Below are 26,141 nucleotides of genomic sequence, written 5' to 3'. Positions count from 1 at the left end.
TTACACTCCTATTCACAAAGGCATCCGCCCTTGCTACGGAATAATACCGACTTTATCCATCTAAATCCTTCAAACCTTCTGAACCATTCGACACCTCTCCTTTAATTATTCAAACTCCGGATAGGATCATCGTATTGCAGCTGCAGACGTTCCAATTCCGTCTTCAATTCCCGGGTAAGGTCCTCCGTACCCGGCCGCCCGTATAAATTGTGCATTTCCATTGGATCTTCCTGCAAATCAAAAAGTTCCCAACTATCGATATCCTGATAAAAATGGATCAACTTATAACGTTCCGTACGTACACCATAATGCCGGCGTACTGCATGCTCAGCCGGGTATTCATAATAATGATAATACAAAGATTTTCGCCAGTCAGCCGGATTTTCTCCTCTTAATAAAGGTAACAAGGACACCCCTTGCATATCGTCGGGAATAGGCAAACCCGCCAAATCCAGAAAAGTCGGAGCATAATCGATATTTTGTACCAATTGCGGAATATCCCCTCTGCGATTAAATCCTTTCGGAAGCCGCATAATCAAGGGGGTTCTCATAGATTCCTCGTACATAAAACGTTTGTCAAACCAACCGTGTTCTCCCATATAAAATCCCTGATCCGAAGCATATACTACCAGCGTATTTTCCAATAATCCTTCTTTTTCCAATTCATCCAGCAACTTTCCCACATTATCGTCCAAAGATTTCACGACCTTCAGATAATCCCGCATATAGCGCTGGTATTTCCATGCCGCCAACTCTTTTCCTTTCAATTTCGCTTTTTTAAATTGCTCAATAATCGGCTGATAATGACGATTCCAGGCTGCTTTTTGCGCTGTATTCATTCGTCCGTAAGTCCCCAGCGTATCGTTTTTTCGTACATACAACGTCCGGTAATGATCTTCCACCTGATTGTCCAGCATTTTCAGATCGTATATCAATGTCATATCTTTATCGATACTCATCTCTTGTTTTCCAGCCGCTATTCTGCCCTCATAATCGTCCCAGAAATTGGCAGGCAGATCAAAAGTCTTGTCTTCAAACAAAGCCAGATCCGACGTATCAGCCATCCAATTCCGGTGTATCGCTTTATGGTGTACAAACAGACAAAATGGTTTTGTCTTATCCCGTTTGGTCCGCAGCCAATCAATTCCCATATCCGTAATAATATCTGTCACATACCCTTCCCGACGGATTTTCCCCTCCGGAGTGATAAAATCGGGATTATAATACTCTCCTTGTCCCGGCAAAATCGTCCAATAGTCAAAATGAGTCGGAGTACTTCCCAGATGCCATTTTCCAATCATAGCGGTCTGATATCCTCCCGCTTGTAACAATTGCTGGACAGTCTGTTGTTCTCCATTAAACAAGGCTCCTTCCGTATTATCGGTATAACCGTTCTTATGACTGTGTTTACCGGTCAATAATACGGCCCGGCTCGGACCAGACAGGGAATTACAGACAAAACTATTTGTAAACCTTACCCCTTCTGCGGCTATCCGGTCTAAGTTCGGCGTATGAATATACCGCTTATCATAACAGCTCATTGTCTGTTGTGCATGATCGTCGGTCATAATATACACTATATTCAAAGGTTTAGCGTCCTTATTACTTTTCCGGGCACCGGAATGACAGCTTTGTAAAGTAACCAAGCCCGCTAAAGGTAAAAGATAAGAGTAAGTAGTTACCATGATTTCGCATTTAGATTTTTACAAAAGACAGCTTCCAAAATTAAAAAAATTACTTAAAATAGTTTACATCTCGGTCTTAAGATTTGAAATTTCTCCCCTTTTAAAAGCTAAAAAAGCAGAAATGAAACAAAAAGACAGCTAAAACAGTAGTACAAGGACAGATGAATAGAAGGAGATGAAAACGTTAGACTATGGAATCATCGGGAATTGCCGTACAGCAGCATTGATATCAGCTAAAGGAAGCATCGATTGGTGTTGTTTTCCTGATTTTGACTCGCCTTCGGTTTTCGCCCGGATTCTGGATGAAGAAAAGGGAGGTTGTTGTAAGCTGATTGTATCAGACGATTACAGCATCTCTCAGCAATACCTGGACAATACCAATATCCTCTCCACTCTTTACAAGCGAGAAGGAGATTGTTTCGAAGTTTTGGATTTTATGCCCCGTTATAAAACGTCCGATCACGACTATTACATGGCACCTGAAATTTACCGTTATATCCGCTATATTCACGGAGCTCCGAAATTCCGTATTCTTTACCAGCCGGCTCCCAATTACGCCCGGGATCCGGTGATACACGACAACACGGGAAAATATATCAAATCTTATGCTAAAACAGACGAAAACAAAGCCATCTATCTTTATTCCCGATTTCCCCTGACAGCCATACAGCAAGGAGAAGAATTTACGCTTACTCAAAACGAATACATCTTACTTTCTGCCCACCAAAAACTCATTCCGGTAAATTTTGAACTCACTTACCTGGAATTTGAGAGGACAAAAGTCTATTGGCTGAACTGGAACAACCGTTCCAAAAACTACACCCTTTACAACGATCTGATCACACGCAGTATGCTTACCTTGAAGCTCCTGTCTTTTCAATATACCGGAGCAGTCCTGGCAGCCGTCACCACCAGTATTCCGGAAACGATAGGAGAAGTCCGCAACTGGGACTACCGTTTCTGTTGGTTGCGGGATGCTTCCATGTCAATTGAAACCTTATTGGAGACAGGCCACAAAGAAGGAGCCAAACGATTTATCGGCTTCATTCGCCGGATTATCAAGTCCGAATACGGAGACTTTCAGATTATGTATGGCATCCGGGGTGAAAAAATACTGACTGAAGTGATATTGCCTGATCTTACCGGTTTTGAAAATTCCCGTCCTGTCCGTATTGGGAACGGAGCGTACAATCAAAAACAAAACGATTCTTATGGTTATCTGATGGATGTCATTTATAAGTATTATCGTTTTTGTCCCGGCACGCAGGATGAAGTGGAAGAAGTATGGGCGATTGTAAAAATTATCGCCTACACCGTTATGCAGGATTGGCGAAAACCGGACGAAGGGATCTGGGAAATCCGCAACCGAAAAGAACATTTCGTCTTCTCCAAAGTGATGTGCTGGGTAGCCCTGAACCGGGCTTATGAAATTGCCAAAATCCTCAACGAGAAAAAATATGCCGAACGTTGGGAAAAAGAAGCTGCCTTAATCCATCAGGATGTCATGGAAAAGGGGTGGAAAGAAGAATTGCAAAGTTTTTCTCAGGCTTACGATAATCTGGAATTCGACTCTTCTTTATTACTTATGGAAAAATACGGTTTTATCTCGGCCCAGGATATTCATTATCAAAAAACAGTAAAAGCTGTGCAAAGGGCTCTTTATCATAAAGGCTTAATGTATCGTTATACCGCTCACGATGATTTTGGGAAACCCTCCTCTGCTTTTACCATCTGCACTTTCTGGTTGATCCGGGCTTTATACGTCATCGGAGAAAAAGAAGAAGCCCAGAAAATTTTTAACAGGGTAATCACCTATTCCAATTCTGTGGGTTTATTCAGTGAAGATTTAAATTTCGACACCAAAACATTGCTCGGCAATATTCCCCAAGCCTATTCCCACCTGTCCCTCATCAATTCCGCCCTTTTATTTTCCCAGGAAATACCTGCTTCCAAATTTTTAATGCCTTAAGGGTTCAGCAATTTGCCCCTCTCTACAGCAAGGCCCTCAGAAAAGGCAAGGTCTGCGATTGTTCTGCAAGATTATAACGGGCATTGTCCGACAATTCTCCTATTTTTATCGTCACCGCATCAGCAGGCATAGCCTCAAACATATCCTCATCCGTCGTATCATCTCCTATAGCCATCATAAAATCGTAGTGTTCCTTTTCCAATAATTTCCGAACGACCGCCCCTTTTGTACAAGCCGGGGATTTAATCTCGACAATTTTATTTCCGCGCATAATATGTAAGCCCAACTGCTCGCAGGGTCTCCTTAAGGAATCGATTAATTGCTTTTCCCGTACACCCGCCAACCAATTATTCACATTCCGGTAATGCCATACGACTGAAGTCCGTTTAATTTCCAGCATAGAACCGGGAGTTTTATCAATTATCTGTTGCAACAGATTGAGAATTTCCTCATTCCACAATTCTCCGTGTACATTTTGCAACCATTTTCCCTGTGTTTTATAAAACGCTCCGTGTTCCGCAGCGATTTCCAAAGACAAATGCCCGAACCATCGCTCCAAGGTATCCAGATCTCTTCCGCTGCAAATCACAACTTTATTCCTGGAGTCGCCAACCAAAGCCTCCAATACTTCATAGACTTCTGTATGGGGCAGGGCTTCTTGAGGTTCCTCTGCAAAACCCACCAACGTACCGTCGTAATCCAACATAATCAATCGGTGCAACGCTTTCGCATAAACAGTCCGAAAGTAGGCTTTTAAATCAGCCCCAATCAATTTCCGACCCAAAACATCGTTTCTCCGGCGAATATTCTGCAGCCCGGCAACAAAATCGGCAGCCCATTTATTCACAGTTTGCCGGGATATAACCTGCTGCATCCTCCGCAATTTTTTCAGCTGTTCCTGTTTCGGCATCTGAAGTGCCTTACAAATAGCTCTTTCAATTTCATTGATATCATTCGGATTGATCAGAAGTGCTTCCGGCAATTCGATAGCCGCTCCGGCCATTTCACTTAATATTAATATACCCGGTCGTTCCCGTTTAGCTGCCACATATTCTTTGGCAACCAAATTCATCCCATCCCGTAAAGGGGTCACCAAAGCAATATCAGCCAGATGATACAAAGCCACCAATTCTTCAAAGGGAAACCCGTGATAAAAATAATGAATCGGAGTCCAGTTTAGAGTAGCATATTCTCCATTAATCGTTCCGATCATTTCTTCCATTTTCATCTTCAAATCGGCATATTTCTTAACCTGATCCCGGGAAGGCACAATAATCATTACCAAAGATACTTTTTCCCAGTATTCCGGATGCTTTTCCAAAAAAAGTTCGAACCCCTTTAACCGGTGTAAAATTCCTTTGCTATAATCCAAACGGTCCACAGTCAGGATCAATTTATACCTTCCCAGATTCTGACTAAGCTGGTATAAGGCACGTTCCACTTCAGGTCTCAATATACTGTCGTAATACAATCGATAATTAATCCCCATCGGAAAAGCATCAGCATGCACGATACGGTTGAGCAACCGTACTTCTCCAAAACGGAAATTCAGGTGACAAACCCGCTGGACGGCAATACTGAAATGTCGCATATAATCGTGAGTATGGAAAGCAATCAGATCTGCTCCCAGCAATCCCTTTAAAACATCCGCTTTTTCAGGCAAAACCCGGAACAATTCATAAGAAGGAAAAGGAATATGATGAAAATATCCGATGCTGACGGCAGGAAAATACGTTCTCAACATAGCGGGTAGTAACATCAACTGATAGTCCTGCACCCACACCATATCGTCGGCTCGAATCAGGGAAACGGCGACTTCACAAAACAACTGATTTACTTCCCGGTAAGCCTGCCAGAAACTACGATCGTATTGCACATAGGAAAAAAAGTAATGACAGAGCGGCCATACGGTGCTATTGCTATATCCTTCATAATAATCGTGTATCTGTCTGGAAGAAAGGAATACCGGGAAAAAATGAAATTTTTCCAAATAAAGACGTATGTTCTCCTTTTCCCCTTCATTTTCTGTATACAGGCCCGGCCAGCCAATCCAATATTTCTCTACAGACATCTCCAAAGAATCCAAACCTGTGGCCAAGCCCCCCTCACTGCGTGAAAATCGGAATTCCTTCCCCACTCTTTGAGCCTTTAGCGGTAATCTGTTCGAAATTATAAAAAGCCTCATCCCTTTTCTCCTCCATCTTATTTTACGCTATTCCTCTCTGTATACGGGAACGAAGTTCGAATGTTTAAAAGGGAAAAACGAATAAGGTCCCCGGAATTTTATTACCCTTTCATCAGAACTTTTGGTTTATCATCAGCGAAATGTTAATCAGACATAAAATGTCAACTCTTCCTCTCTTCTGAATATTCAAATTTTATTTTCCCGTTGTTCCCAATAAAGACTCATCAAACGGGAAACGGCATATTTTTCAAAAGAAACTTCCGGGACCAACAAATATCGTTGTAAAACAGTTGATAATTTTTCTACTTTTATCTCATAAAAACGGGCATAGATAATCCGGTGGGAAAGGATATGTTTAAAAGATACTCCCGGGGCAACAATCTCTATTTCCCCAACATTTTCAAACAAATGTTTAAATTCCGGTAGTAAAACAAGCGCTTCCAATCCTTTGTCCTCATCCGTCTCCAGTAAAGGAAATTCGTACAAATTCTGCCAGATATCCTTTGCTGTACGTTGAACCAAAAGGCAGTTTTCTCCGTAACGGATATGAAAATAATTAAAATAACGGGGTTTTACGACTGTTTTTCCCTCTTTGACAGGTAAGCGGTCAATTTGTCCGGTTGCCAAAGCCACACAGCGGTCACGCAAGGGACAAAATAAACAAGCCGGAGATTTGGGGACACATTGCACAGCTCCGAAATCCATAATGGCCTGATTGTATAAAGCCGGTTGATTTTTATCCAATAATTGTCCGGCAAAGTCGGCAAAAAACTTTTTTCCTTTCGGGCTGTCGATAGGGATATCAATCCCGAACACCCGCGACAAAACCCGGTAGACATTCCCGTCGACCACCGCATAAGGCTGATCCCAGGCAAAAGAACAAATAGCTGCTGCCGTATATTCTCCAATTCCTTTCAGGGACCGGACGGCTTCATACGTTTCCGGAAATTTTCCCCCGAAACGATCCCGAATATCCCGGGCTGCTGCATGCAAATTCCGGGCCCGGCTATAATAACCCAATCCCTGCCAATATTTTAAAACTTCATCTTCTTTTGCTTCAGCCAGTGATAAAACGTCCGGGAAACGCTCTACAAACCGCCGGAAATAATCCAATCCCTGAGCTACCCGGGTCTGTTGTAAAATAACTTCAGAAATCCAGATTAAATAAGGATCTTTGGTCTCTCTCCAGGGTAATTCCCGGCCATGTTTTTGATACCAGTCCTCTAACATTTCTCTCCACTGGATTTCTCCTTCCCCATCCGGTTTCATGCCCCGACCTTCTCCCTTATTACGCTCTATATTTTTACACAAAGTTCTATAATTTTCACGATCACGTCCACAGCCCGTTCCATAGAAGGAACCGGAATATATTCATATCGGCTATGGGAATTATGGCCTCCCGTAAACAAATTAGGGGTCGGCAATCCCATATACGACAAATTAGCCCCGTCTGTTCCTCCCCGGATAGGAGAAATACGCGGTTTCACTTTTACCTCCTCCATGGCTTGCCGGGCAATATCTACAATGAACCGGACGGGCTCAATTCTTTCCCTCATATTGTAATACTGATCGGTTATTTCCAACTCAATATTCAAGCCATATTTTTTAGAAAAATCTCTTACTCCGTTTTCTACAGTACTTTTTCTCCATTCAAAACGTTCCCGGTCAAAATCCCGGATCAATATCTTCATTATCGTTTCTTCCACATTCCCCTTTATCGAAACCACATGGAAAAAACCGTCGTATCCGGAAGTAAGTTCCGGAATTTCTTTTTTAGGAAGACTGTTTAAAAAATCATTGGCAATGGCAATAGAATTTACCATTTTATTTTTAGCATAGCCCGGATGAGTATTCCTCCCTTTAAAAACCAATTCGACTTGTGCAGCATTGAAATTTTCGTATTCCAATCCTCCTATTTCTCCTCCATCCAAAGTATAAGCAAAGCGTGCTCCGAAGCCTCGGACATCGAAATGATCGGTACCCCTTCCGATTTCTTCATCCGGCGTAAAGCAAATACAAACTTTTCCGTGCTTTATTTCCGGATGATCCTGCAAATATTCAACGGCCGTCAGTATTTCGGCAATTCCCGCTTTATCGTCCGCTCCCAGCAGCGTATGTCCGTCCGTTACAATCAGGTCCTGCCCCACATAATTGGATAATTCCGGGGAATCCTCCAGTGTTAAAACAATATCGTCCTTTTTATCCAAAACAATATTATTTCCCGTATATTCCCTGATCAACTGAGCATTTACATTTTTTCCGCTCAGATCCGGACTTGTATCCAAGTGTGCAATAAATCCGATAGCGGGAGCCTCCCGATCGGCATTCGACGGCAGATAAGCGCTCAGATAACCGTATTCGTCAATCCGGACTTCCTGTAGTCCCAGCTCCTTCATCTCCGTAGCCAGTACACGCGCAAATGACAATTGTCCCGGAGTACTAGGAAATGTCTCCGAAGCCGGATCCGACTGAGTGTCGTATCGGACATATTTCAAAAAACGTTCAGTAACCGACATAAAAAGAATGATTCTGTTTCTGCTGATAATGCCAGAGGCATTGAAAAGGACAAGTATTCCGGCCTGCTTTCCAGCCGAAAAAATATTCAGCCGGAAAACGATAGCCGGATTTTTATCAATTAATACGCTTTTGCGATTAAAACTCTGCGGTGAGAAGGCTTTCCTGTCACCATGCATTTTCCCTCTTCCTCGGGACTGTCAAAAGGAATACAGCGGATCGTCGCCTTCGTCTCGGCCTTGATCTTCTCCTCTGTCTCAGGCGTTCCATCCCAATGGCAAAGGAAAAATCCCCCTTTCGTTTCCAACAATTCTTTAAACTCTTCGTAGGTATCGACCTTCGTGATCATATTATCGCGGAAACTCAATGCCTTCCGATAAATATTTTCTTGAATATCATTCAGTAATTTCTCTACATATTCCACAATTCCTTCCAGAGGTAAAGTTTCTTTGGTGAGGGTATCCCGCCGGGCCACTTCTATGGTACAATTGGCTAAATCCCGTTCCCCCATTGCCAAACGTACAGGAACACCTTTCAATTCGTAGTCGGCAAACTTCCAGCCCGGCTTCTGAGTATCCCGGTCATCGTATTTAACTGTAATACCTTTGGCTTTCAAAGCTTCGACAATACTGCTTACCTGTTTAGTGATTTGTTCCAATCCTTCAGCACTCTTATAAATCGGTACAATCACCACCTGTAAAGGAGCTAACTTCGGCGGCAACACCAAACCGTTATCATCCGAATGAGCCATAATCAAAGCCCCCATCAAACGGGTAGAAACACCCCAAGAGGTAGCCCACACATACTCCCGCTCTCCGGCTGGATTGGTAAACAATACGTCAAAGGCTTTTGCAAAATTTTGTCCCAGGAAATGAGACGTTCCAGCTTGTAAAGCCTTTCCATCCTGCATCAGAGCTTCAATGGTATAGGTATCCAAGGCTCCCGCAAAACGTTCGCTTTCACTTTTAGAGCCCATAATTACCGGCACAGCCATCCATTTCTCTGCAAACTCAGCATATACCCTTACCATTTTATTGGCTTCTGCAATCGCTTCCTCTTTCGTAGCATGGGCGGTATGACCTTCCTGCCATAAAAATTCCGCCGTACGCAAAAACATCCGGGTCCTCATTTCCCAACGCATGACATTAGCCCACTGGTTACAAAGGATCGGCAGATCCCGGTAGGACTGAATCCAATTGCGATAGGTATTCCATATAATAGTCTCCGACGTCGGCCGGATAATGTATTCTTCTTCCAATTTTGCTTCCGGATCCACCACGATTCCTTTTCCATTGGGATCGTTTTTCAACCGATAATGGGTCACCACAGCACATTCCTTAGCAAATCCTTCTACATGGTCAGCTTCTTTCGAAAAGAATGATTTCGGTATCAGCAAGGGGAAATAAGCATTTACATGCCCGGTATCCTTAAACATTTGATCCAATTGATGCTGCATCTTTTCCCAAATTGCATATCCGTATGGTTTAATTACCATACATCCTCTTACAGCAGCCGGCTCTGCCAAACCTGCCTTGGTCACTAATTCGTTATACCATTGAGAATAATCTTCATTTCTTGATGTTAAAAACTTGGCCATCTTCTTATTTTTTGATAAAACAGCTGCAAATTTAAGCAAAAAACTAAGATATATGATCGGAAATGACTATTTTTACAGAGCTGAGAATAAAATATTCAGCTGAGGAGTTTATAAAACACGGAAAACAACGTTCCCCCTATATTCTTCCTCTTCCGTAAAAAAAGGAGAGGATAAAACACATTATAAAAACAGTCTGTACGCAATAAATGCCCAGATCACTTTCGGCAGATTTTATAAATTCCGGCAGACAGAATTGTCATGTTTTACCTCAGTTCCTGCTAAACCTTTTAGGCTAGAGACAGTCTAATTCTAAAAGGAGAAAGACCAATTCTCGGGAATTTGGTACGCTTTTTGATAGATTTATAAAAACAACTAAACAAATATGACATGAAAATCATTTTCTATATCATTTTAGTTTCGACTATCCTATTTTCATCGTGTTCTTCAACCCGTAGCTTGAACAGCACGATAGAAGACGATATATATTTTGTTCCCGGCAGTAAACCGCTTATGATGCAAGAAGTAGAAAATATTACCGGACAGAATATTCCCTTATCTTCGGGCAATCGTCAGTACGCTCCCGCTTCGGGTAATTTTACCACGGAGAATAGTGCGGTTATCATCAATCGTCAGCAAGGCACAACAGAAGAAATCACGACAGGCTCCCTGACCTCCCGGGCTCAACAACGGTTAGCCGAATCGGAAGAAGTCAATGAAGTGCTCTATGAAAATACCGGTTATTGGATTGGAGGTTTCAAAGGAAGCGACAGCGATTTAAGGGAAGCAGCCCGGATTATCGCCCGTTATCCGGATGGATTCGGTTATATCGCGAACGGAGAAGAAATTGCTCTGAACTTATCCTTTAGTCCGGATTGGAATGTGTACACGGATAACGGCCGTTACTGGTGGTTCCCGTCCTATACAAATGTTAAACTCTACTCCTCTCTTTTATTCGGGACTTATCCCCAATACATCTGGACAGTTGTATGGGATAATCCGAGCTACGACGTCATCGCGTTCGACAGTCAGTTTAATTTCGGATTGAATATCGGCTGGGGAAGTCCGGGTTGGAGCTTTGGTTTAGGCTGGAATTCTGGTTTTTACCGTCCTTGGTACAATGGCTGGTACAATCCTTATTGGAGCGGCTGGTACGATCCATGGTGGGGATACTACCCGGGTTGGGGACATCCGCATTGGCATCACCCACCACACTGGGGAGGCGGAAATCATCCGGGCTGGAATCCTCCTGCACAACGACCCGGCAATTTACGGCCCAATTACGGAGGCGGTTCCATTGGTTTACGGCCGAACCATCGGCCGGGAACGAGTACACGGCCAAATGTGACAGGACGTCCCAATACTTCCATAAACCGACCAAACGTGACAACCCGTCCCGAAGGAATACAAAACCGGCCGAACTACAGTACGTCCAGACCTTCCACAGGAGTAAATGTACGGCCTTCGACAGGTACGTCAACGCGACCGTCTGTCACGACAAGGCCCGGTACTACCCGACCGACAAATAACATCAGCCGGCCGACAAACAAATATACCCGTCCAGGGAATTCTTCCACAGGTACCAACCGGTATACACGCCCAAGTAACAGTTCTACCGGAACGAACCGCTACACCCGGCCAAATGTAAGACCGAATACGAATAACAGTATCAATCGCAGTACAACCCGGACTTATAACCGTTCGTATAACAACTACCGGCCGAGTTATAACGGTAACCGCTCCACTTCACCTTCCAGAAGCAGTGGCAGTTACCAAAGAACGCCGACACGAAGTACATCCGTTTCTCCTTCCCGTTCTACCGGAACCAACAGATCGGTTAGCCCATCCAGATCGACCCAACGTTCGGGAGGAAGAAGATAATAAGTATAATGAAACAGTCCTAATGCCATGAAAAAGTTATATATCTTTATTGCTTTATTTTTAACTTCCGGCATTGCATTTGCACAGAGCGATGCCGACGTATTGAGATTTTCCAGAACCCTTCCCCTTGGCACAGCCCGTTCGGCAGCCATGAGTGGAGCGTTCGGAGCTCTGGGAGGCGATATATCGACTTTAAACGTAAACCCAGCGGGCATAGGTGTGTTCCGGAAATCGGAAGTCAGTATGACCCTTTCCCCGGATTTCGGAAATACCAAATCCGGCGGACAAACGGCACATGATAATTCCTTCCAATTGGGGGATATCGGATTCGTTATTTCTTTATACAATCCCAATTTCGATTGGAAAGGTATCAACTTTGGGATCAACTACACCAATATGAACAATTTTAACCGGCATACGACACAAGCTATTCCCAATGCCCCGAACTCTTTTTCCCAGTATCTGGCACAGGATATAAACGGATTGATAGCCTACGTCCTCAACCAAAACCCGACAGCAAATCTGGAAGATTACTTCAACGACCTGCAATGGATGGGAATCCAAAGTAATTATATCCTTTCCGATAATGAAAATAAGGACAATCCTTATTACGAACCCGCCATCATCGGAGCAAATCAGACAAAAATCATAAAAGAAGACGGTTATCAAGGAGAATACGCTTTTTCTTTTGGTACGAACTATAAAGATAAACTGTACCTGGGAATCACTATCGGGCTGCAGAATATTTATTACAAAATGAGATCTTTGTATACTGAAACCCCGGACCAAGATAATCCTTATGAACTGGAATATTTCAATTTTGAGGAACGCCTGAAAACAACCGGAGTAGGAACAAACTTTAAATTCGGAGTTATTTACCGTCCGATTCCCGAATTACGTCTGGGGGCAACGATACACACCCCAACCTACTATTCCATGACCGATACGTATGATAGCGGAATGCTTACCAAATACAAATTCCCCGTAAATGGAGTGACAGAATATCCCAGTTCAACCTCCTATAAATACGATTACGATCTTAAAACACCCTGGAAAGCCATTTTGAGTGTTGCCGGCGTAATTCAGCAAAAAGCGATTCTCAGCTTCGACTACGAATATGTGAATTACAGCTCTGCCCGCTTAAAAAACGGAATAGACGGATATGATTATTATGAACCCGATGGCAGTGGTGTAAACAACCTGATTAAAGAATATCTGCGTTCTACCCACAATTTCAGATTAGGGGCGGAATACCGGATAAATAGTATGGTCAGCGTAAGGGGCGGGTACTCTTTCTATGCCAGTCCTTACAAAGATAATAAAGATTTGAACAAAATACAGACGCTATCCTGCGGCTTTGGCTTAAATTTCGGTCAATTCTACTGTGATGCAGCTTATGTTTATAAATTTTCCAAAGACATCACCCGTTTTTACAGTTATTACGATGTGGATCCGGAATACGACGTCCTTGCAGAACCCATCGACAACAAATACAACAATCACATCGCAAAAGTATCCGTCGGTATGAAATTTTAAGCATAGGGACGACTCTTTACAAGTTTACCGCTAAAAATGGGTTTTCTAAACATTTAAAATGAATATTTTGCAAAAAAGCAGCTAAAGTTTACCGTTTTTAAAAATATATCCTTTTGAAAATATTACTTTTGTTCTTTCAAAAGTAATATTTTTTATGGGGAAAAAATTCTATATCGAGACATACGGTTGCCAGATGAATGTAGCGGATAGTGAAGTGGTAGCCGCCATTCTGACCGCCAAGGGATACGAACATATAAAAGACAGAAACGAAGCAGACATTATCCTGGTAAACACCTGTTCCGTACGTGAAAATGCAGAACAAAGAGTGAGGGGACGGGTACAGGGATTTTCTGAAGTCCGAAAACAAAATCCCCATCTGTTAATCGGCGTAATGGGATGTATGGCAGAACGATTGGGAGAAAAACTGTTCGAACAGGAGAAAAATGTCAATATCATCGTAGGACCGGATGCTTATATGGACTTACCGCTATTAATCGAAAAAGCAAGCCGGGGGGAAAAAGCCATCAATATTCAACTTTCCGAAACCGAAACTTACAAAGACATCTGCCCTTCCCGCATAGACGAAACGTCGATTTCCGGCTTTGTCTCTATCATGCGCGGATGCAATAATTTTTGTACTTATTGCATCGTCCCCTATACCCGGGGAAGAGAACGCAGTCGCAGCCCTCACAGTATCGTGAGTGAAGTCATGGATTTGCAGAAACGGGGATATAAAGAAGTGACCCTTCTGGGACAAAATGTCAATTCTTATTGCTATAAAGACGAAAGTACGACCGTAGATTTTCCGGCCTTACTGGCGCTGGTTGCCCGTACCGTACCTTCTATGCGTATCCGTTTCGCCACTTCCCACCCCAAAGACATGAGCGATCAAACACTGGAAACAATAGCCCGTCATTCCAATATCTGTAAAGCCATTCACTTACCCGTACAATCGGGAAGTAATTCGGTATTAAAAAATATGAACCGGAAATATACCCGGGAATGGTATCTCGACCGGATTGCAGCGATCCGGAGAATTGTTCCGGACTGCGGTATTTCTACCGACGTATTCGTCGGATTCCATAACGAAAATGAAACCGACTTCCGGGAGACTCTTTCCCTGATGGAAGAAGTGAAATTCGATCTGGCCTATATGTTCAAATATTCCGAACGTCCCGGAACAGTGGCTTCCAAACGGCTACCGGATAATATCGACGAAGAGACCAAAGGACGTCGGCTTCAGGAACTGATCGATTTGCAAATTGGCTGGTCGCTCGAAAGCAACCGCAAAGACATCGGAAAGACATTCGAAGTTCTGGTAGAAGGAGTTTCCAAAAAAAGTCCGGACGAGATGTTCGGACGCAGTAGCCAGAACAAAGTGATCGTATTCCCTTCCACCAGTACCCGGATAGGCGAATTTGTACAGGTGAAAGTCAAAGATTGCACCTCGGCCACTTTAATCGGAGAACTCGTTTAAAAATTTTTTATGAAAAACAAAAAACTTCAGAATGAAGAACTCCACCGGATAAGTCCGGAAGCTTTTAAGAAAGCGTCTAAGATGCCTGTTATTCTCCTCCTGGACAATGTTCGCAGCCTGAACAATGTGGGTTCAGTTTTTCGCACATCCGACGCTTTCCGGATAGAAAAAATCTACCTATGCGGTATCACCGCCACTCCGCCCAACCGGGAAATCCATAAAACGGCCTTGGGGGCCGAAGACAGCGTGGCCTGGGAATACAGCAAAGAAACCCTCCCCGTGGTCAACGCCTTAAAAGCACAAGGCTATAAAATTTACGCAGTGGAACAGGCGGAAAACAGCGTATCCTTGGAAAACTTTTCCCTCCTCCCGGGAGAAAAATACGCCCTGATATTCGGCAACGAAGTAAAAGGAGTTCAACAGGAAGTAATAGAGGAAACCGAAGGATGCATCGAAATCCCCCAATACGGGACCAAACATTCGTTCAACATTTCTGTCAGCGCCGGTATCGTGCTTTGGGAATTGCTCCACCCCCACATAAAAGGAATCTGCAGGCTGCCCGAGGAATAAACCGGGGACGTCCCGGAACAGATTGACGGCTGTCAGGCTCCAGGCAAAACGTTACGTTGTTGGATAACTAAATTTTAAACTGAAGCTTCTTTCAGCCGGCCGACTAATTTTACGGCTTCTACAGCTTCTTTGACATCGTGTACCCGTAAAATATCCGCTCCTTTCAGCAAGGAAATAGTATTCAATACCGTCGTTCCATTTAAAGCTTCAGCCGGCGTAATTCCCAACGTTTTCCATATTGTCGTTTTCCGGGAAATTCCCACCAACAGCGGATATCCGAACTTCTTATAGCGTTCCATTCCGTTCAGAAGCTGGAAATTATGCTGTACAGTTTTGCCAAAACCGAAACCCGGATCCAGTATCAGATTGTCAAATCCTTTGCGATTTAACTGATCGATACGTTCGGCAAAAAATGCTCCCACCTCTTCCACTACATCCCGGTATACCGGATTTTTCTGCATCGTCTGGGGAGTTCCCTGAATATGCATCAAGATATAAGGAATGCCTGCCTCTGCTACAAAATCGAACATCTCTTCATCCATCGTTCCTCCGGAAATATCGTTCACGATCACTGGCCCCATACAGGTATTCACCTCCTCCGCCACACCAGCCCGGAAGGTATCGATGGAAATAACAGCTTCCGGATAATATTTCCGGATCAATTCCACCGCAGGCATCAAGCGGGCCGTCTCTTCCTTTTCATCGACAAAAGCAGCTCCGGGACGGGTCGAATAAGCTCCTACATCAATAATATCCGCTCCCTCTTCCACAATTTGATGAATACGTTCGATTACTTTTAACTCACTGACATATTTTCCTCCATCGTAAAAAGAATCCGGCGTTACATTTAAGATACCCATCACCTGAGGACGGGTCATATCGAGGGAACACCCTCCTAACAAAGGAAATTTCAACATAGTACTGTTAAATTTGAGAATTGAAAATGAAAGATTATCAATTCTATTTATTAATTTTACACTTTCAAAGTAACAACGAGTTTTTTACATTTCATAATGTAATCGGACAAATTTATGGCGAACACAGCACAAGAATATGATAGCGTGATTCATACATGCCGCGATATTTTTATAAAAAAAATGCACGATTACGGGACGGCCTGGCGGATTTTACGACCAACTTCCCTGACGGATCAGATATTCATCAAAGCCAACCGCATTCGTTGTATAGAAGAAAAAGGCATTTCTAAAATACACGAAGGGATTAGTTCTGAATTTATCGGCATCGTCAATTACGCCCTTATGGGATTGATTCAATTGGAACAAAAAAGCGAAGTTGAATTACCTCCGGAGAAAATCACAGAATTATACGATTCTTATTTTCAAAAAGCGAAACAATTGATGTTGGATAAAAATCACGATTACGACGAAGCCTGGCGATATATGCGGATCAGTTCTTATACCGACCTGATTCTGATGAAAATAAAACGGACCAAACAAATTGAAGACCATCAGGGTGACACTTGGATTTCCGAAGGAATTGACGCAAATTATTACGATATGATCAATTATGCCGTCTTTGCTTTGATACGGCTCCTCATAGAAAAGGAAAATCCGGGAACAGCTGTACCTGAAAAGAAAGGCAAATGAGCTGTATATTCCGACAGAAACAGCAAGCCTGTACGGAAATCCAAAGAAGCAAGTGTACCCTTACTTCAAACGACACACTACATCCTATAAAACGATACACTTATGAAATTTATTGCCAACCTTTTCCGGATACTCTTAGGCCTGGTATTTATTGGCTCAGGCTTTGTGAAAGGAATCGATCCGCTGGGATCCGAATATAAATTTATCGAGTATTTCAACGCTTTCGGATTGGGAGGTCTGAATGCCTCCGCCCTCTTCTTTTCCTTCCTCCTATCCGGCCTGGAATTTTTGATCGGTATATGCCTCTTTTTGAATATCAAGATAAAAGGAGCCGCTTGGGGAGCCTGGTTGTTTATGTTGGTTTTCACTCCACTCACTCTGATTCTGGCTATCCGGAATCCGGTCACCGATTGCGGCTGTTTCGGAGATGCTTTCACTTTGACGAACTGGCAGACTTTTGGAAAAAATGTCTTTCTCTTCTTCATGGCTTATCTGGTCTTTTACCGGAGAAAACAGTTTAAATCGATTTACAATTTTTTGGAACAAACCGTCTTGCTATTCGGTTCCATCATTTTTATCGGTTGTGTGGAAGGCTATAGCTACCGCCACCTCCCTATCATCGATTTCCGTCCCTATGCCATTGGTTCTAACATCTCTGCAGGGATGGAAATTCCGGCAGACGCCCCTCAGGACGAATACCGGATTCTACTGAATTATAAGAATAAAAATACGGGAGAGATCCGGGAATTTAACGAGCAAAATTATCCCTGGCAGGATACAGTGAACTGGGAATTCCATAGTTCCGAGCAGCAACTGCTCCAAAAAGGTTATCAAGCCCCCATACATGATTTTGTAATCGAACATCCCCAGTGGGGAGACATCACGGAAGAAGTTTTACAGGACGACAACTATACTTTTTTAGTCGTTTCTTACCGAATAGACAAACTTGTTCCCGAAGCCCTGGAACAACTGAATCAACTGGCTGATTACGCTCAGGCCAAAGGTTATCGGTTTTACGGATTGACCGCCTCCAGTGCGGAGGAAATCCGGCAGCTTCAGTCTATTCATCCCCTGCATTTTGATTTTTGTACAACGGATGAAATACAACTAAAAACCATGATCCGTTCGAATCCGGGGCTACTCTTACTGAAGAAAGGGACGATTATCGATAAATGGGGACATCGCGACATTCCAGCCGTAGAGGATCTGGCAGGAAAAGATCCTCTTGCTTATTGCCTGACGGAACAACAAAATATTACAAACCGTTATATACTCTATTCCCTCGGTTTATTATTTCTGCTTCTTCTAACTTTCTATACCCTGAAGAAGTATAAAAGAGGAGGGAAATAAAAAACGAATTTTTAAACCACCATAAGTCCACGGATTTATTGAACATTTTGATAGACTCCTTGTCTACAGATAATTAAAATATTGAATGTATAATTAACTTTGAACAATTATTTAATAAATTACTGACATGAGAAAAAAAATTGTAGCAGGTAACTGGAAAATGAATAAAACGCTTCCTGAGGGTATTCAGCTGGCTGAAGAAGTAAACGAAAAAGTAAAAGCATTACAGGTTCCGGAAGTAAAAGTTATCCTCGGAACTCCTTTTATCCATCTGGCTGAAGTAAGTAAAATCGTCGATCCCGCCATTATATCCATTTCTGCTCAAAACTGTGCCACAGAAGCTTCCGGAGCTTATACGGGAGAAATATCTGCCGCTATGGTAGCTTCTACGGGTAGCACTCACGTTATTCTGGGACATTCCGAAAGGAGAAGTTATTATGGGGAGACCGATGCCATACTGGTGAAAAAAGTGGCTCAGGCCCTGGCCAACCAGTTGGAGATTATCTTCTGCATCGGAGAAGTGTTAGCCGAACGGGAAGCTGGAAAACACTTCGAAGTAGTAAAATCCCAATTGGAAAACGGACTCTTCCAACTTTCTCCGGAAGAATTTTCCCACATCATCCTGGCATACGAACCGGTATGGGCCATCGGGACCGGAAAAACGGCAACATCGGCCCAAGCCCAGGAAATGCATGCTTTTATCCGCAAAGTCCTGACTGAAAAATACGGCAAAGAAATAGCGGAAAACACTTCCATCCTTTACGGAGGAAGCTGTAATGCTAAAAATGCCGACGAATTGTTCTCCAACCCGGATGTAGACGGAGGTCTTATCGGCGGAGCTTCTCTGAAAGCCGAAGATTTCTCCCTTATCATAGCCGCCCGCGCTAAACACTAAAACGACTAGCGCTCCCCTGCTTCTGTCGAGGAGCAGATCAACGCTTCGCTGACTAATGAACCGTCTTTTCGAGGAAATATTGTTCTCAGAACTGAAAATTCATTAATCAGCGATTTATTTATTAAATGTCTTTCCTTCTGTTTTCCAAATACATCCCCATTTTCCCATGTCCTACCCTTCGGCTACTCCCTCTCCGATGAACAACTATCTTTTCATCTCTCCTCACAACCAGATAAATTTATCCATTCAATCTGTTGAAACACTTTCGGTTCGTTTTTAAAATTCATCGACAATTAGAAGATTTTTTTGATTTTTCCTCTACTACATAAATATCGTTGATAAGTAATTTTATTTTTTCATAATTCTTAAATCAGAATAAATTCTTCATTTTCATTTCAGATATGCATCAATAAGATCATAAAAAAATCTTTTCTATAGAAATATAAATCAGAATAATCACACTGATAAGTCCAGCAATCAGAAAGATTATAGAAAAAAACAGTCGAAAAAAATTTCGAGTTTTTTCCCTTACAGTAAGGGGACCCTGATCTTTATATCGATCATTAAAATATACCCTAAATCTTTCAAAATAAAAGTCACAGGCTTCTTCTTCTGAATCAAAAATATTTAATAACCATTTATGCCCCTTTTCTGCATAATAAACTTCCCACTGATTGTTTTTATGATTTAAAACAAAGCCTTTATAAACAAAATTAAAATTACCCTTCAAATTATAATGATACACAGAAGTCCTATATTCTATCAATTTTTTCTTTAACATTTTCTTATTCATTCTCTATACTTAGGTTATTTTATTAGAATAGTAATAATTTATATAAATCATAAAATCATCCATTAAAAAATGAATAAACGAAATATAAAATAACAGCACCTGCTAATACTATATTAAACACACGAAGAAAAGCTATAAACTTAATTTGAAAAGCAGAATTTCTATATTTTGAATTTCCAAAAACTTGTATATAAGACTTATAAAAAAAATCACAAGCATCTTCTTCTTTTTCAAAAATCCCTACCAAATTCCTTATAGTTCTTTCAATATAATATACTTCCCATCTTCCATTCTTATGCTTTAAAACATAACCCGTATAAACATAAAAAAACACACCATTCAAATTATAATCATCCCACCTAAATCCTAATTTTCTCAATCTCTTTCTTAATTCTTTCTTTTTCATTTTTATAGAGAATTTAATAATTTATAAGATGACAAAAAACTTTCTCCCCACCACTCTTTAAAGAATTTATAAACCTGAAATAGCATTTTCCTCATTTACTACTATTATTAAACGATAAGACTTCAAAGGAATTCTTGTATTCTATGTCAATTTTCACCTAAAATACTGTAAATATAAAAAATATTATCAGCTTTTGTTTATAGATTCAGAGAGGTCTAAAAAGAAATGAAAGTTCCCCAGCCTCTGACAAGTTCTCCATAGAGACAGGAATAAAAAGAGGACATCTGACTTTTGTTAAACATTCTCTAAAAATGAGATTTATTAAAACTCAAACAGAAGAAAAGAAAGAAAATACGACTATCTTTTTCTGATTTATCTTTTCCTCAGATTTTTAGGGAAAAATACTCTCCGATTTATTTTCAGCTGTATTCTTTAAACTTTCTATTTTTTTTCGAACGTATATATCAATCGAACAGGTTAAACCCATTTGCTTACGAATACGATAAGATTTGGTATAAACCGAACCTTTATTCGACATATTGTAGAGAAATCCCAATTCCTCTATAGATAAACCGATCCCCATCAAACAAACAAATTCAATCTCTTCCTCTTTTAAATCGGGATGACAATGTTGCAATTCCTCTATAATTCCATAATAACAGTAGTTAATTAAATCACACCATAATTTCCGACCGATCTCTGAAACCAGATTTTGCTCCAGAATAGTAAAAACCCTGTACAAACATTCCTTTTTATCCCCTTTGTAAATTATCAAAATATCCAATAGTTTCCGGAAAAAAGTTAAAAGTACTCTGGAATTTTCCTCTTTTAGCTCTTTTCCAATTCGTTTCTCTTTTAAAGAAAACGGAGGAGAATCATAGTATTTCTTCCATCTCTTTTTAAATAATTTAGAAATTTCATTTTTTCGGTAAATTCCCAAATTAAAAGTGTTAATTAAACATTTTTTCATATTATGTAAGTTAATTTTCATAAATTATAATATGAAAATACAAAACTTTACATTTACATTTCAAAATAATAGTTTAATTTATTTAAATTTACTTTTACCTACATAAATGATACTAAAAAAATTTATACATATATTTTGTTAATTAATTGAAAATAAAGAAAGAAAGGAAACAATTAAAGGATATATTTAACACTTCATTTTTTAAGTGAAAAATATTCTTCTTTATTGTTTCCTTCTTAAAAATTAATCTATTATTCTCTTTAAAATAATTTCTCCTATTGGTTCAGGACCTCTAAATACTTCATACACTTGATTCATTTTTACGATTTTTCTTATTTTATCACTCATCGTAAAAGCAAACTTTGCTTTAAAAGGTTTTCCATAAATAGCTTCCGAAGGTGATTCTATTTTGTATACGAAACTATACAAATTCTCACCTGCTTTCATAAATAACCAATTGACTTTATCCTCTTGAGGGCGACATGCTTCTTTTAAAATGCGGCTCTTTTTTAGAATCAATTCCCCCCAATAATCGTATTTGCGTTTTTCTGTAAACATAATCTATTTTTAACGAGGAGTAATGAACGGCAAAATTTCTTGTGGGAAGACATAAGCTCCTATATCAATATTCGGAAACCAATACTGATTTACATTTACACTTTTGTCAACTACTCCTTTTATAATTGTATATTCTCCTTTATAAATGGTATTTCCATACCATTTAACATCTTGTAAGGATTTAGCAAAATATTTAACTTCTACTCCTCCTTCCTGTAAAGCAAACCGACCGCTACTTCTAATAGCCGCAGCTTCAGTTTGACTAACGGCCCGATACACAGTTGTTCCGCCTCGGAACAATGTTTTAATACCTCCAGCCAAAGCTCCTATCCCTTCTATGCCACCCGTCATGAGAAAGACAGCTCCATTAATAACCCCTTGAGTCATGGGATGTCGAATGAAATCTTCACGGCCTTTATTGACCACGGATTGCATTAACCCCACCTGACTATTGAGGGAAAGGGGACTTCTCCTATTCAACAACTGAGCCGATAAAGCAGGGTTATTCAGTACTCTGGAACTGGCACTTACCGGTACGTTAGATATGGAAATAGGCACATTCTGGTAGTAGTTTATGTAAGAGCCATCTATCTGCCCCACAGAAACCGAAGTCCCGATATTTGAAAAAGTCTCTCCGTTGAGCACCACTTGTTTATCCTGTCTATCCAGCCATACCAAGGCTCCGCTAGCTGATGCATACCAATCGTCCAGCATACCGTCCGGATCGATCCGGATGATGGGATTGTTGCCGCAATATTGATAGGGGGTCAACGCATAGTTTTTCTCTGCCATCGGATCGAAAGTCATCCATTTTCCCAAAGCAGCATCGTACATTCTCGCTCCATAATCCAAAAATCCCAGTCCTCCGACCGTCTGGCTTTCTTTCCCATTGAATTTCTCACGGTTTACGGTAAGCTGAGGATAATCCCCTTTTAACTGACGGGCTCCGAAAAGGTAGTAATCATTGCGTTCCTTGACGTTTCCCCCAGCATCGACAACAGCACGTACGCTCCCTAAATGATCCGTCAGGTAGTAATAGACTTCATATCCATTCGTGCCGGCGACGATACGTCCTCCTCCGAAAAGAGCACTTTCCAGTGTCAAAGAACTTCCATTACGGGTATAAATAAAACTCCCCCGGTTATCATATCCCCGGTTATCCGCCCCTTTTACACCAATCTTCACGCCGTTATAAGCATAGCGATAAGCAGCTTTTAAGGTGTTTCCGGAAGTGACTTGTCTCAACAAATTTAAGTAATTATATTGATAATTCAAGCCCTGGCGACTGTCCGTCAGTAAATTTCCGTCCGCATCGTAGGTATAGGAACCTGCCGCAGTGTTCCCCCGTATATAGATGTCCCCGGAAACCGGAGCCGCATTTTCGGTCAATGCGGTCAGTTGATTCCCGGTATAAGTATACACCAGATTATCTACGATAGTTGCCGTAGTCCCGGTCCGCTGTAATGTTTTAATATTTCCGTTCAAATCATAGCTGATACCTTGTTCCGTGTTCCGGTTATCCAAAGTATTACCGGTAAAGGAACGAGCTCCTTTAAAGCGTCCGTAAACATCGTAGTCGATGGCGTAAGTAGAAGGGGTCCCGCTTCCCTGTGTCCATTCCCATTCGCTGATATTTCCCGTATAAGCAGCTGTCGTACTGTTCTGCACCGGTTGTTGATAACGCAGATGCATGGAGAAGGGAACCGACGTCCGGCTGCTTAACCAGCCTTGAAGAGTATATGTAAGGGATTCCGTACAGGCGGCCTGACCGTAAATCCGTTTTGAAAGTTGCCCCAGGCGATCGTACTCATACTCCATTTCTCCCTTTCCATCTCCATTTAAAACAGCCTCCGTACGCAACAATCTCCCCTGAAGATCGTAAGTATTTGTAGTCAATAAAGTAGAAGTAGCGTTGGCAGTCACAGCAGATTGTTCCTGAATCTGCATCTCATTACCGACGAAATCATATACTTTAGACAGCACATGAATCAATCCTTCCGGATTCTTTTCTTTTACCTCTAAAATCCGTCCTTCTTTATCGTATGTATAAGCTTTTTCAATATAATGAGAAACGGTATTATCGTTCTCCATAATAGCCAACTTTTCCCAGGTTAATAAACCTTTCGGCACAGCCAGCTGATGAGCATCTTCTTTTATGATAACGGAGCCATCGTCCGGAACAAGAGGTAGGGAAATATCATTTGAAGAGAAGAGAAAAGGAGATAACAAATGATAACTGTCATAAGCACACTCTTGTAACAAAACCCCGCTTGCCAGGTAAAGGGAGGAAGTATTCCCAGCATCAAAAAGAGATTGCAAAGCAGCACGCGTAGAAGTATGAGAAATGAGTTTTACTTCCGTCAATCGTCCCAAAGCATCATATCGATTTAACTTCCATTGATTAGAAGCCCGTAAATTTCCGTTCTGCCACATGGCGACCCGGTCGCCTTTATCATAGACAGAATATTCTTCTGCCAGCCCGGGCAATTTTCTGCCAATCAGACGATCGTATTTATCATAAGTATAAAGATAACTATACCGGCTGGCCACGGTATGAGTCCGGCTCACCGTCAATCCGCTGCTCAGCAGGGCAGCCCCCTCCGGTGAAATAACAGCCACTATACGGCCCCGGTCGTCGTATACCGAATAAGTGTCCGCTTTCTCATTCCCTTCTCCCCTTTGCCGCTGCAATATAGCCTTCCCCGAAATATCGGTAAAGCTTTCCGAAGTATGCCCGTCTTCGTCTATGACCACTGTTTTGTGTAAGGAATGAGCCGGGTAATAACCCTCCACTTTAAAACTTCCGTCACTATTGACGAGAAAACGGAAAACTTCTGTCGCCGTATTTGTCGTATACTGATAGGTGGTCTTTTTATCTTTTTCCCGGAAAATTTTTCCCGTATTATAAGCATTCAACACCCGATCCAAGGGAGAAGCCTCATACACTTTTTCCGCATAAGCATACGTCCCTTCGCCCGGATACAGAACGTCATAAAAAGAAGTCTGATGATTAAATGCCTGAGCATCGTATTTTCCTTTATTACCGGAAAGAGCATAGGGTAAATAAGTCCGGGCATCTTCCCTTCCCACAGCATCGTAATAAAAAGACGTAATCAAATCGCTGCCCTCCGGAGAGGCTTCTATCCCGATTACCTGGGTTTTCCGTCCCAAGCCGTCGTAATAAGTGACTGTAGAACGATAATAATCCTCCGGATCGGCATCTCCTTTCTTTAAGGCAGTCGTCTTCAAAATATAATTCCGGTTCCCCAACTCGTCTTTTTTCAAGACACATACATTGCTATAAGCTGTCTGACTCCCACTTCTGACCATTCTTCGGAAATACATATTTTCGGCGGGTTGACTGACGGTATAATCTTTTGCATAAGCCCCCAATATATTCTGCCAACCCGAAGCCGTATACTGCTGCCAGGTATAAGAATAACTTTCCTTTCCTCCTTTTGCTTCACAACCTTCCAGTCGACAGGAAGAAGCTCCCTCCGGAAAATACCGGACAGCAGGTATATTTCCAGCCTCCAAGGCTACCCGGGGTTGCTGTGCGTAAGAGAATTTCATTGTACGGCCGTAACGGGTCTCCGTATAACTTCCGTCTGCGTGTATTTGCCCGTTTTCATTCAGGTACACCGTATTATAATGAATGACCACATTCCCTTCGATAACGGCAGCAGTAGAATTAGGTTTAAAGCTGATGCTACTATGCTCGTAATAACAGGAAATAGAGTTAATTTGTCCCCCGCTATCCTCAAAACTGACAAATTCAAAACGGATCAATTTTTCCGGTTCTATGGGATCGACTGGTTCCACCGGAATCGGATCCGAAAGCAATCTGGCTGAAGCATTTATTACCGGCTCTGTTTCTCCGGCAGATACATACAGGGTATCTTCTTCCGCAGCTACACACGTATCGGCGATCTCATATTTTTCTTTCACCACCGTATAGTCCGAAAAGGCTTTAATCTGAAAAGAGCAATACGTATCGTCAAATCCGACCGTAATCTTAGGCTCTATGGCAGAAGTATGTGCAGACGGAAAAAACAGGTAAAATTCACCTAAAAAAATGACCGAATCGGAATAAACTATACCGATCCTGCAACAAAATAAAACGATAAGAACAATTAATTTTTTCATGACGC

19 protein-coding genes are annotated in these 26,141 nt (G+C 41.8%); 8 read left to right on the top strand and 11 right to left on the bottom strand.

Translation table 11 applies throughout. The annotated features are described in order from the left end of the window. Positions 1–101: 101 nt before the first annotated feature. Positions 102–1,685 carry a sulfatase family protein gene (locus HMPREF9449_RS02140; protein WP_009135584.1) on the bottom strand — a complete coding sequence of 528 codons (1,584 nt, stop codon included), beginning with the start codon at positions 1,683–1,685 and terminating at the stop codon, positions 102–104. 175 nt (positions 1,686–1,860) lie between these two features. Between HMPREF9449_RS02140 and HMPREF9449_RS02135 the strand changes: the two genes are divergently transcribed. Continuing rightward, complete coding sequence (locus HMPREF9449_RS02135; protein WP_009135583.1) at positions 1,861–3,654, top strand: glycoside hydrolase family 15 protein; 1,794 nt, start codon at positions 1,861–1,863, stop codon at positions 3,652–3,654. Between the two features lie 22 nt (positions 3,655–3,676). On the opposite strand, the gene HMPREF9449_RS02130 is transcribed toward HMPREF9449_RS02135, so the two are convergent. The 4 genes from HMPREF9449_RS02130 to proS all read right to left on the bottom strand — a co-directional run bounded on the left by HMPREF9449_RS02130 (position 3,677) and on the right by proS (position 9,950). Beyond that, positions 3,677–5,839, bottom strand: a complete 2,163-nt coding sequence (locus HMPREF9449_RS02130) for a bifunctional alpha,alpha-trehalose-phosphate synthase (UDP-forming)/trehalose-phosphatase (RefSeq protein WP_009135582.1) — start codon at positions 5,837–5,839, stop codon at positions 3,677–3,679. Positions 5,840–6,025: 186 nt separating this feature from the next. Next, positions 6,026–7,108, bottom strand: a complete 1,083-nt coding sequence (gene mutY, locus HMPREF9449_RS02125) for an A/G-specific adenine glycosylase (RefSeq protein ID WP_009135581.1) — start codon at positions 7,106–7,108, stop codon at positions 6,026–6,028. A gap of 26 nt (positions 7,109–7,134) precedes the next feature. Continuing rightward, complete coding sequence (gene pepT / locus HMPREF9449_RS02120) at positions 7,135–8,355, bottom strand: peptidase T (protein WP_040611167.1); 1,221 nt, start codon at positions 8,353–8,355, stop codon at positions 7,135–7,137. A gap of 119 nt (positions 8,356–8,474) precedes the next feature. Next, a complete protein-coding gene (gene proS / locus HMPREF9449_RS02115; protein WP_009135579.1) occupies positions 8,475–9,950 on the bottom strand; it encodes a proline--tRNA ligase in 1,476 nt (491 codons plus the stop codon). A 387-nt stretch (positions 9,951–10,337) separates the two neighbouring features. Between proS and HMPREF9449_RS02110 the strand changes: the two genes are divergently transcribed. The 4 genes from HMPREF9449_RS02110 to HMPREF9449_RS02095 all read left to right on the top strand — a co-directional run bounded on the left by HMPREF9449_RS02110 (position 10,338) and on the right by HMPREF9449_RS02095 (position 15,411). Beyond that, the gene (locus HMPREF9449_RS02110) at positions 10,338–11,828 is read left to right on the top strand and encodes a hypothetical protein (RefSeq protein WP_009135578.1); all 1,491 of its coding nucleotides are present in this window, start codon (positions 10,338–10,340) and stop codon (positions 11,826–11,828) included. A 27-nt stretch (positions 11,829–11,855) separates the two neighbouring features. Further along, positions 11,856–13,364: an OmpP1/FadL family transporter gene (locus tag HMPREF9449_RS02105; protein ID WP_009135577.1), complete on the top strand. Its 1,509-nt coding sequence runs from the start codon at positions 11,856–11,858 to the stop codon at positions 13,362–13,364. Between the two features lie 154 nt (positions 13,365–13,518). Next, the gene (gene miaB / locus HMPREF9449_RS02100; RefSeq protein ID WP_009135576.1) at positions 13,519–14,841 is read left to right on the top strand and encodes a tRNA (N6-isopentenyl adenosine(37)-C2)-methylthiotransferase MiaB; all 1,323 of its coding nucleotides are present in this window, start codon (positions 13,519–13,521) and stop codon (positions 14,839–14,841) included. Between the two features lie 9 nt (positions 14,842–14,850). Further along, entirely contained in the window at positions 14,851–15,411 is a 561-nt protein-coding gene (locus tag HMPREF9449_RS02095) for an RNA methyltransferase (RefSeq protein ID WP_009135575.1), read from the top strand. A 74-nt stretch (positions 15,412–15,485) separates the two neighbouring features. Here HMPREF9449_RS02095 and folP read toward each other — a convergent pair whose 3' ends face one another. Continuing rightward, the gene (folP, locus tag HMPREF9449_RS02090; RefSeq protein ID WP_009135574.1) at positions 15,486–16,328 is read right to left on the bottom strand and encodes a dihydropteroate synthase; all 843 of its coding nucleotides are present in this window, start codon (positions 16,326–16,328) and stop codon (positions 15,486–15,488) included. A gap of 114 nt (positions 16,329–16,442) precedes the next feature. Here folP and HMPREF9449_RS02085 point away from each other — a divergent pair, with 114 nt between their 5' ends. The 3 genes from HMPREF9449_RS02085 (at position 16,443) to tpiA (ending at position 19,263) form a co-directional block, all read left to right on the top strand. After that, the gene (locus HMPREF9449_RS02085) at positions 16,443–17,018 is read left to right on the top strand and encodes a DUF1599 domain-containing protein (RefSeq protein ID WP_009135573.1); all 576 of its coding nucleotides are present in this window, start codon (positions 16,443–16,445) and stop codon (positions 17,016–17,018) included. Positions 17,019–17,120: 102 nt separating this feature from the next. Continuing rightward, entirely contained in the window at positions 17,121–18,368 is a 1,248-nt protein-coding gene (locus HMPREF9449_RS02080; RefSeq protein ID WP_009135572.1) for a BT_3928 family protein, read from the top strand. A 127-nt stretch (positions 18,369–18,495) separates the two neighbouring features. Then, positions 18,496–19,263: a triose-phosphate isomerase gene (tpiA, locus tag HMPREF9449_RS02075; RefSeq protein WP_009135571.1), complete on the top strand. Its 768-nt coding sequence runs from the start codon at positions 18,496–18,498 to the stop codon at positions 19,261–19,263. 415 nt (positions 19,264–19,678) lie between these two features. Here tpiA and HMPREF9449_RS15720 read toward each other — a convergent pair whose 3' ends face one another. The 5 genes from HMPREF9449_RS15720 to HMPREF9449_RS15715 all read right to left on the bottom strand — a co-directional run bounded on the left by HMPREF9449_RS15720 (position 19,679) and on the right by HMPREF9449_RS15715 (position 26,136). Then, positions 19,679–20,056 (bottom strand): hypothetical protein, encoded by a 378-nt coding sequence (locus HMPREF9449_RS15720; RefSeq protein ID WP_009135570.1) that lies wholly within the window; start codon positions 20,054–20,056, stop codon positions 19,679–19,681. 55 nt (positions 20,057–20,111) lie between these two features. Further along, entirely contained in the window at positions 20,112–20,462 is a 351-nt protein-coding gene (locus HMPREF9449_RS02065; RefSeq protein ID WP_009135569.1) for a hypothetical protein, read from the bottom strand. A 391-nt stretch (positions 20,463–20,853) separates the two neighbouring features. Next, on the bottom strand, positions 20,854–21,432 hold the full coding sequence (locus HMPREF9449_RS02060) for a hypothetical protein (protein ID WP_040611166.1): 579 nt from the start codon (positions 21,430–21,432) through the stop codon (positions 20,854–20,856). A 243-nt stretch (positions 21,433–21,675) separates the two neighbouring features. After that, positions 21,676–21,990, bottom strand: coding sequence for a hypothetical protein (locus HMPREF9449_RS02055; RefSeq protein WP_009135567.1), 315 nt, complete (start codon positions 21,988–21,990; stop codon positions 21,676–21,678). Positions 21,991–21,999: 9 nt separating this feature from the next. Further along, complete coding sequence (locus tag HMPREF9449_RS15715) at positions 22,000–26,136, bottom strand: DUF6443 domain-containing protein (RefSeq protein ID WP_009135566.1); 4,137 nt, start codon at positions 26,134–26,136, stop codon at positions 22,000–22,002. Positions 26,137–26,141 lie beyond the last annotated feature (5 nt).

This window comes from Odoribacter laneus YIT 12061 (assembly GCF_000243215.1).
In the GTDB taxonomy this organism is placed as follows: Bacteria; Bacteroidota; Bacteroidia; order Bacteroidales; family Marinifilaceae; genus Culturomica; species Culturomica lanea.
Note: the sequence above shows the minus strand (reverse complement) of the source record. Positions and strands in the feature narration are given on the sequence as shown.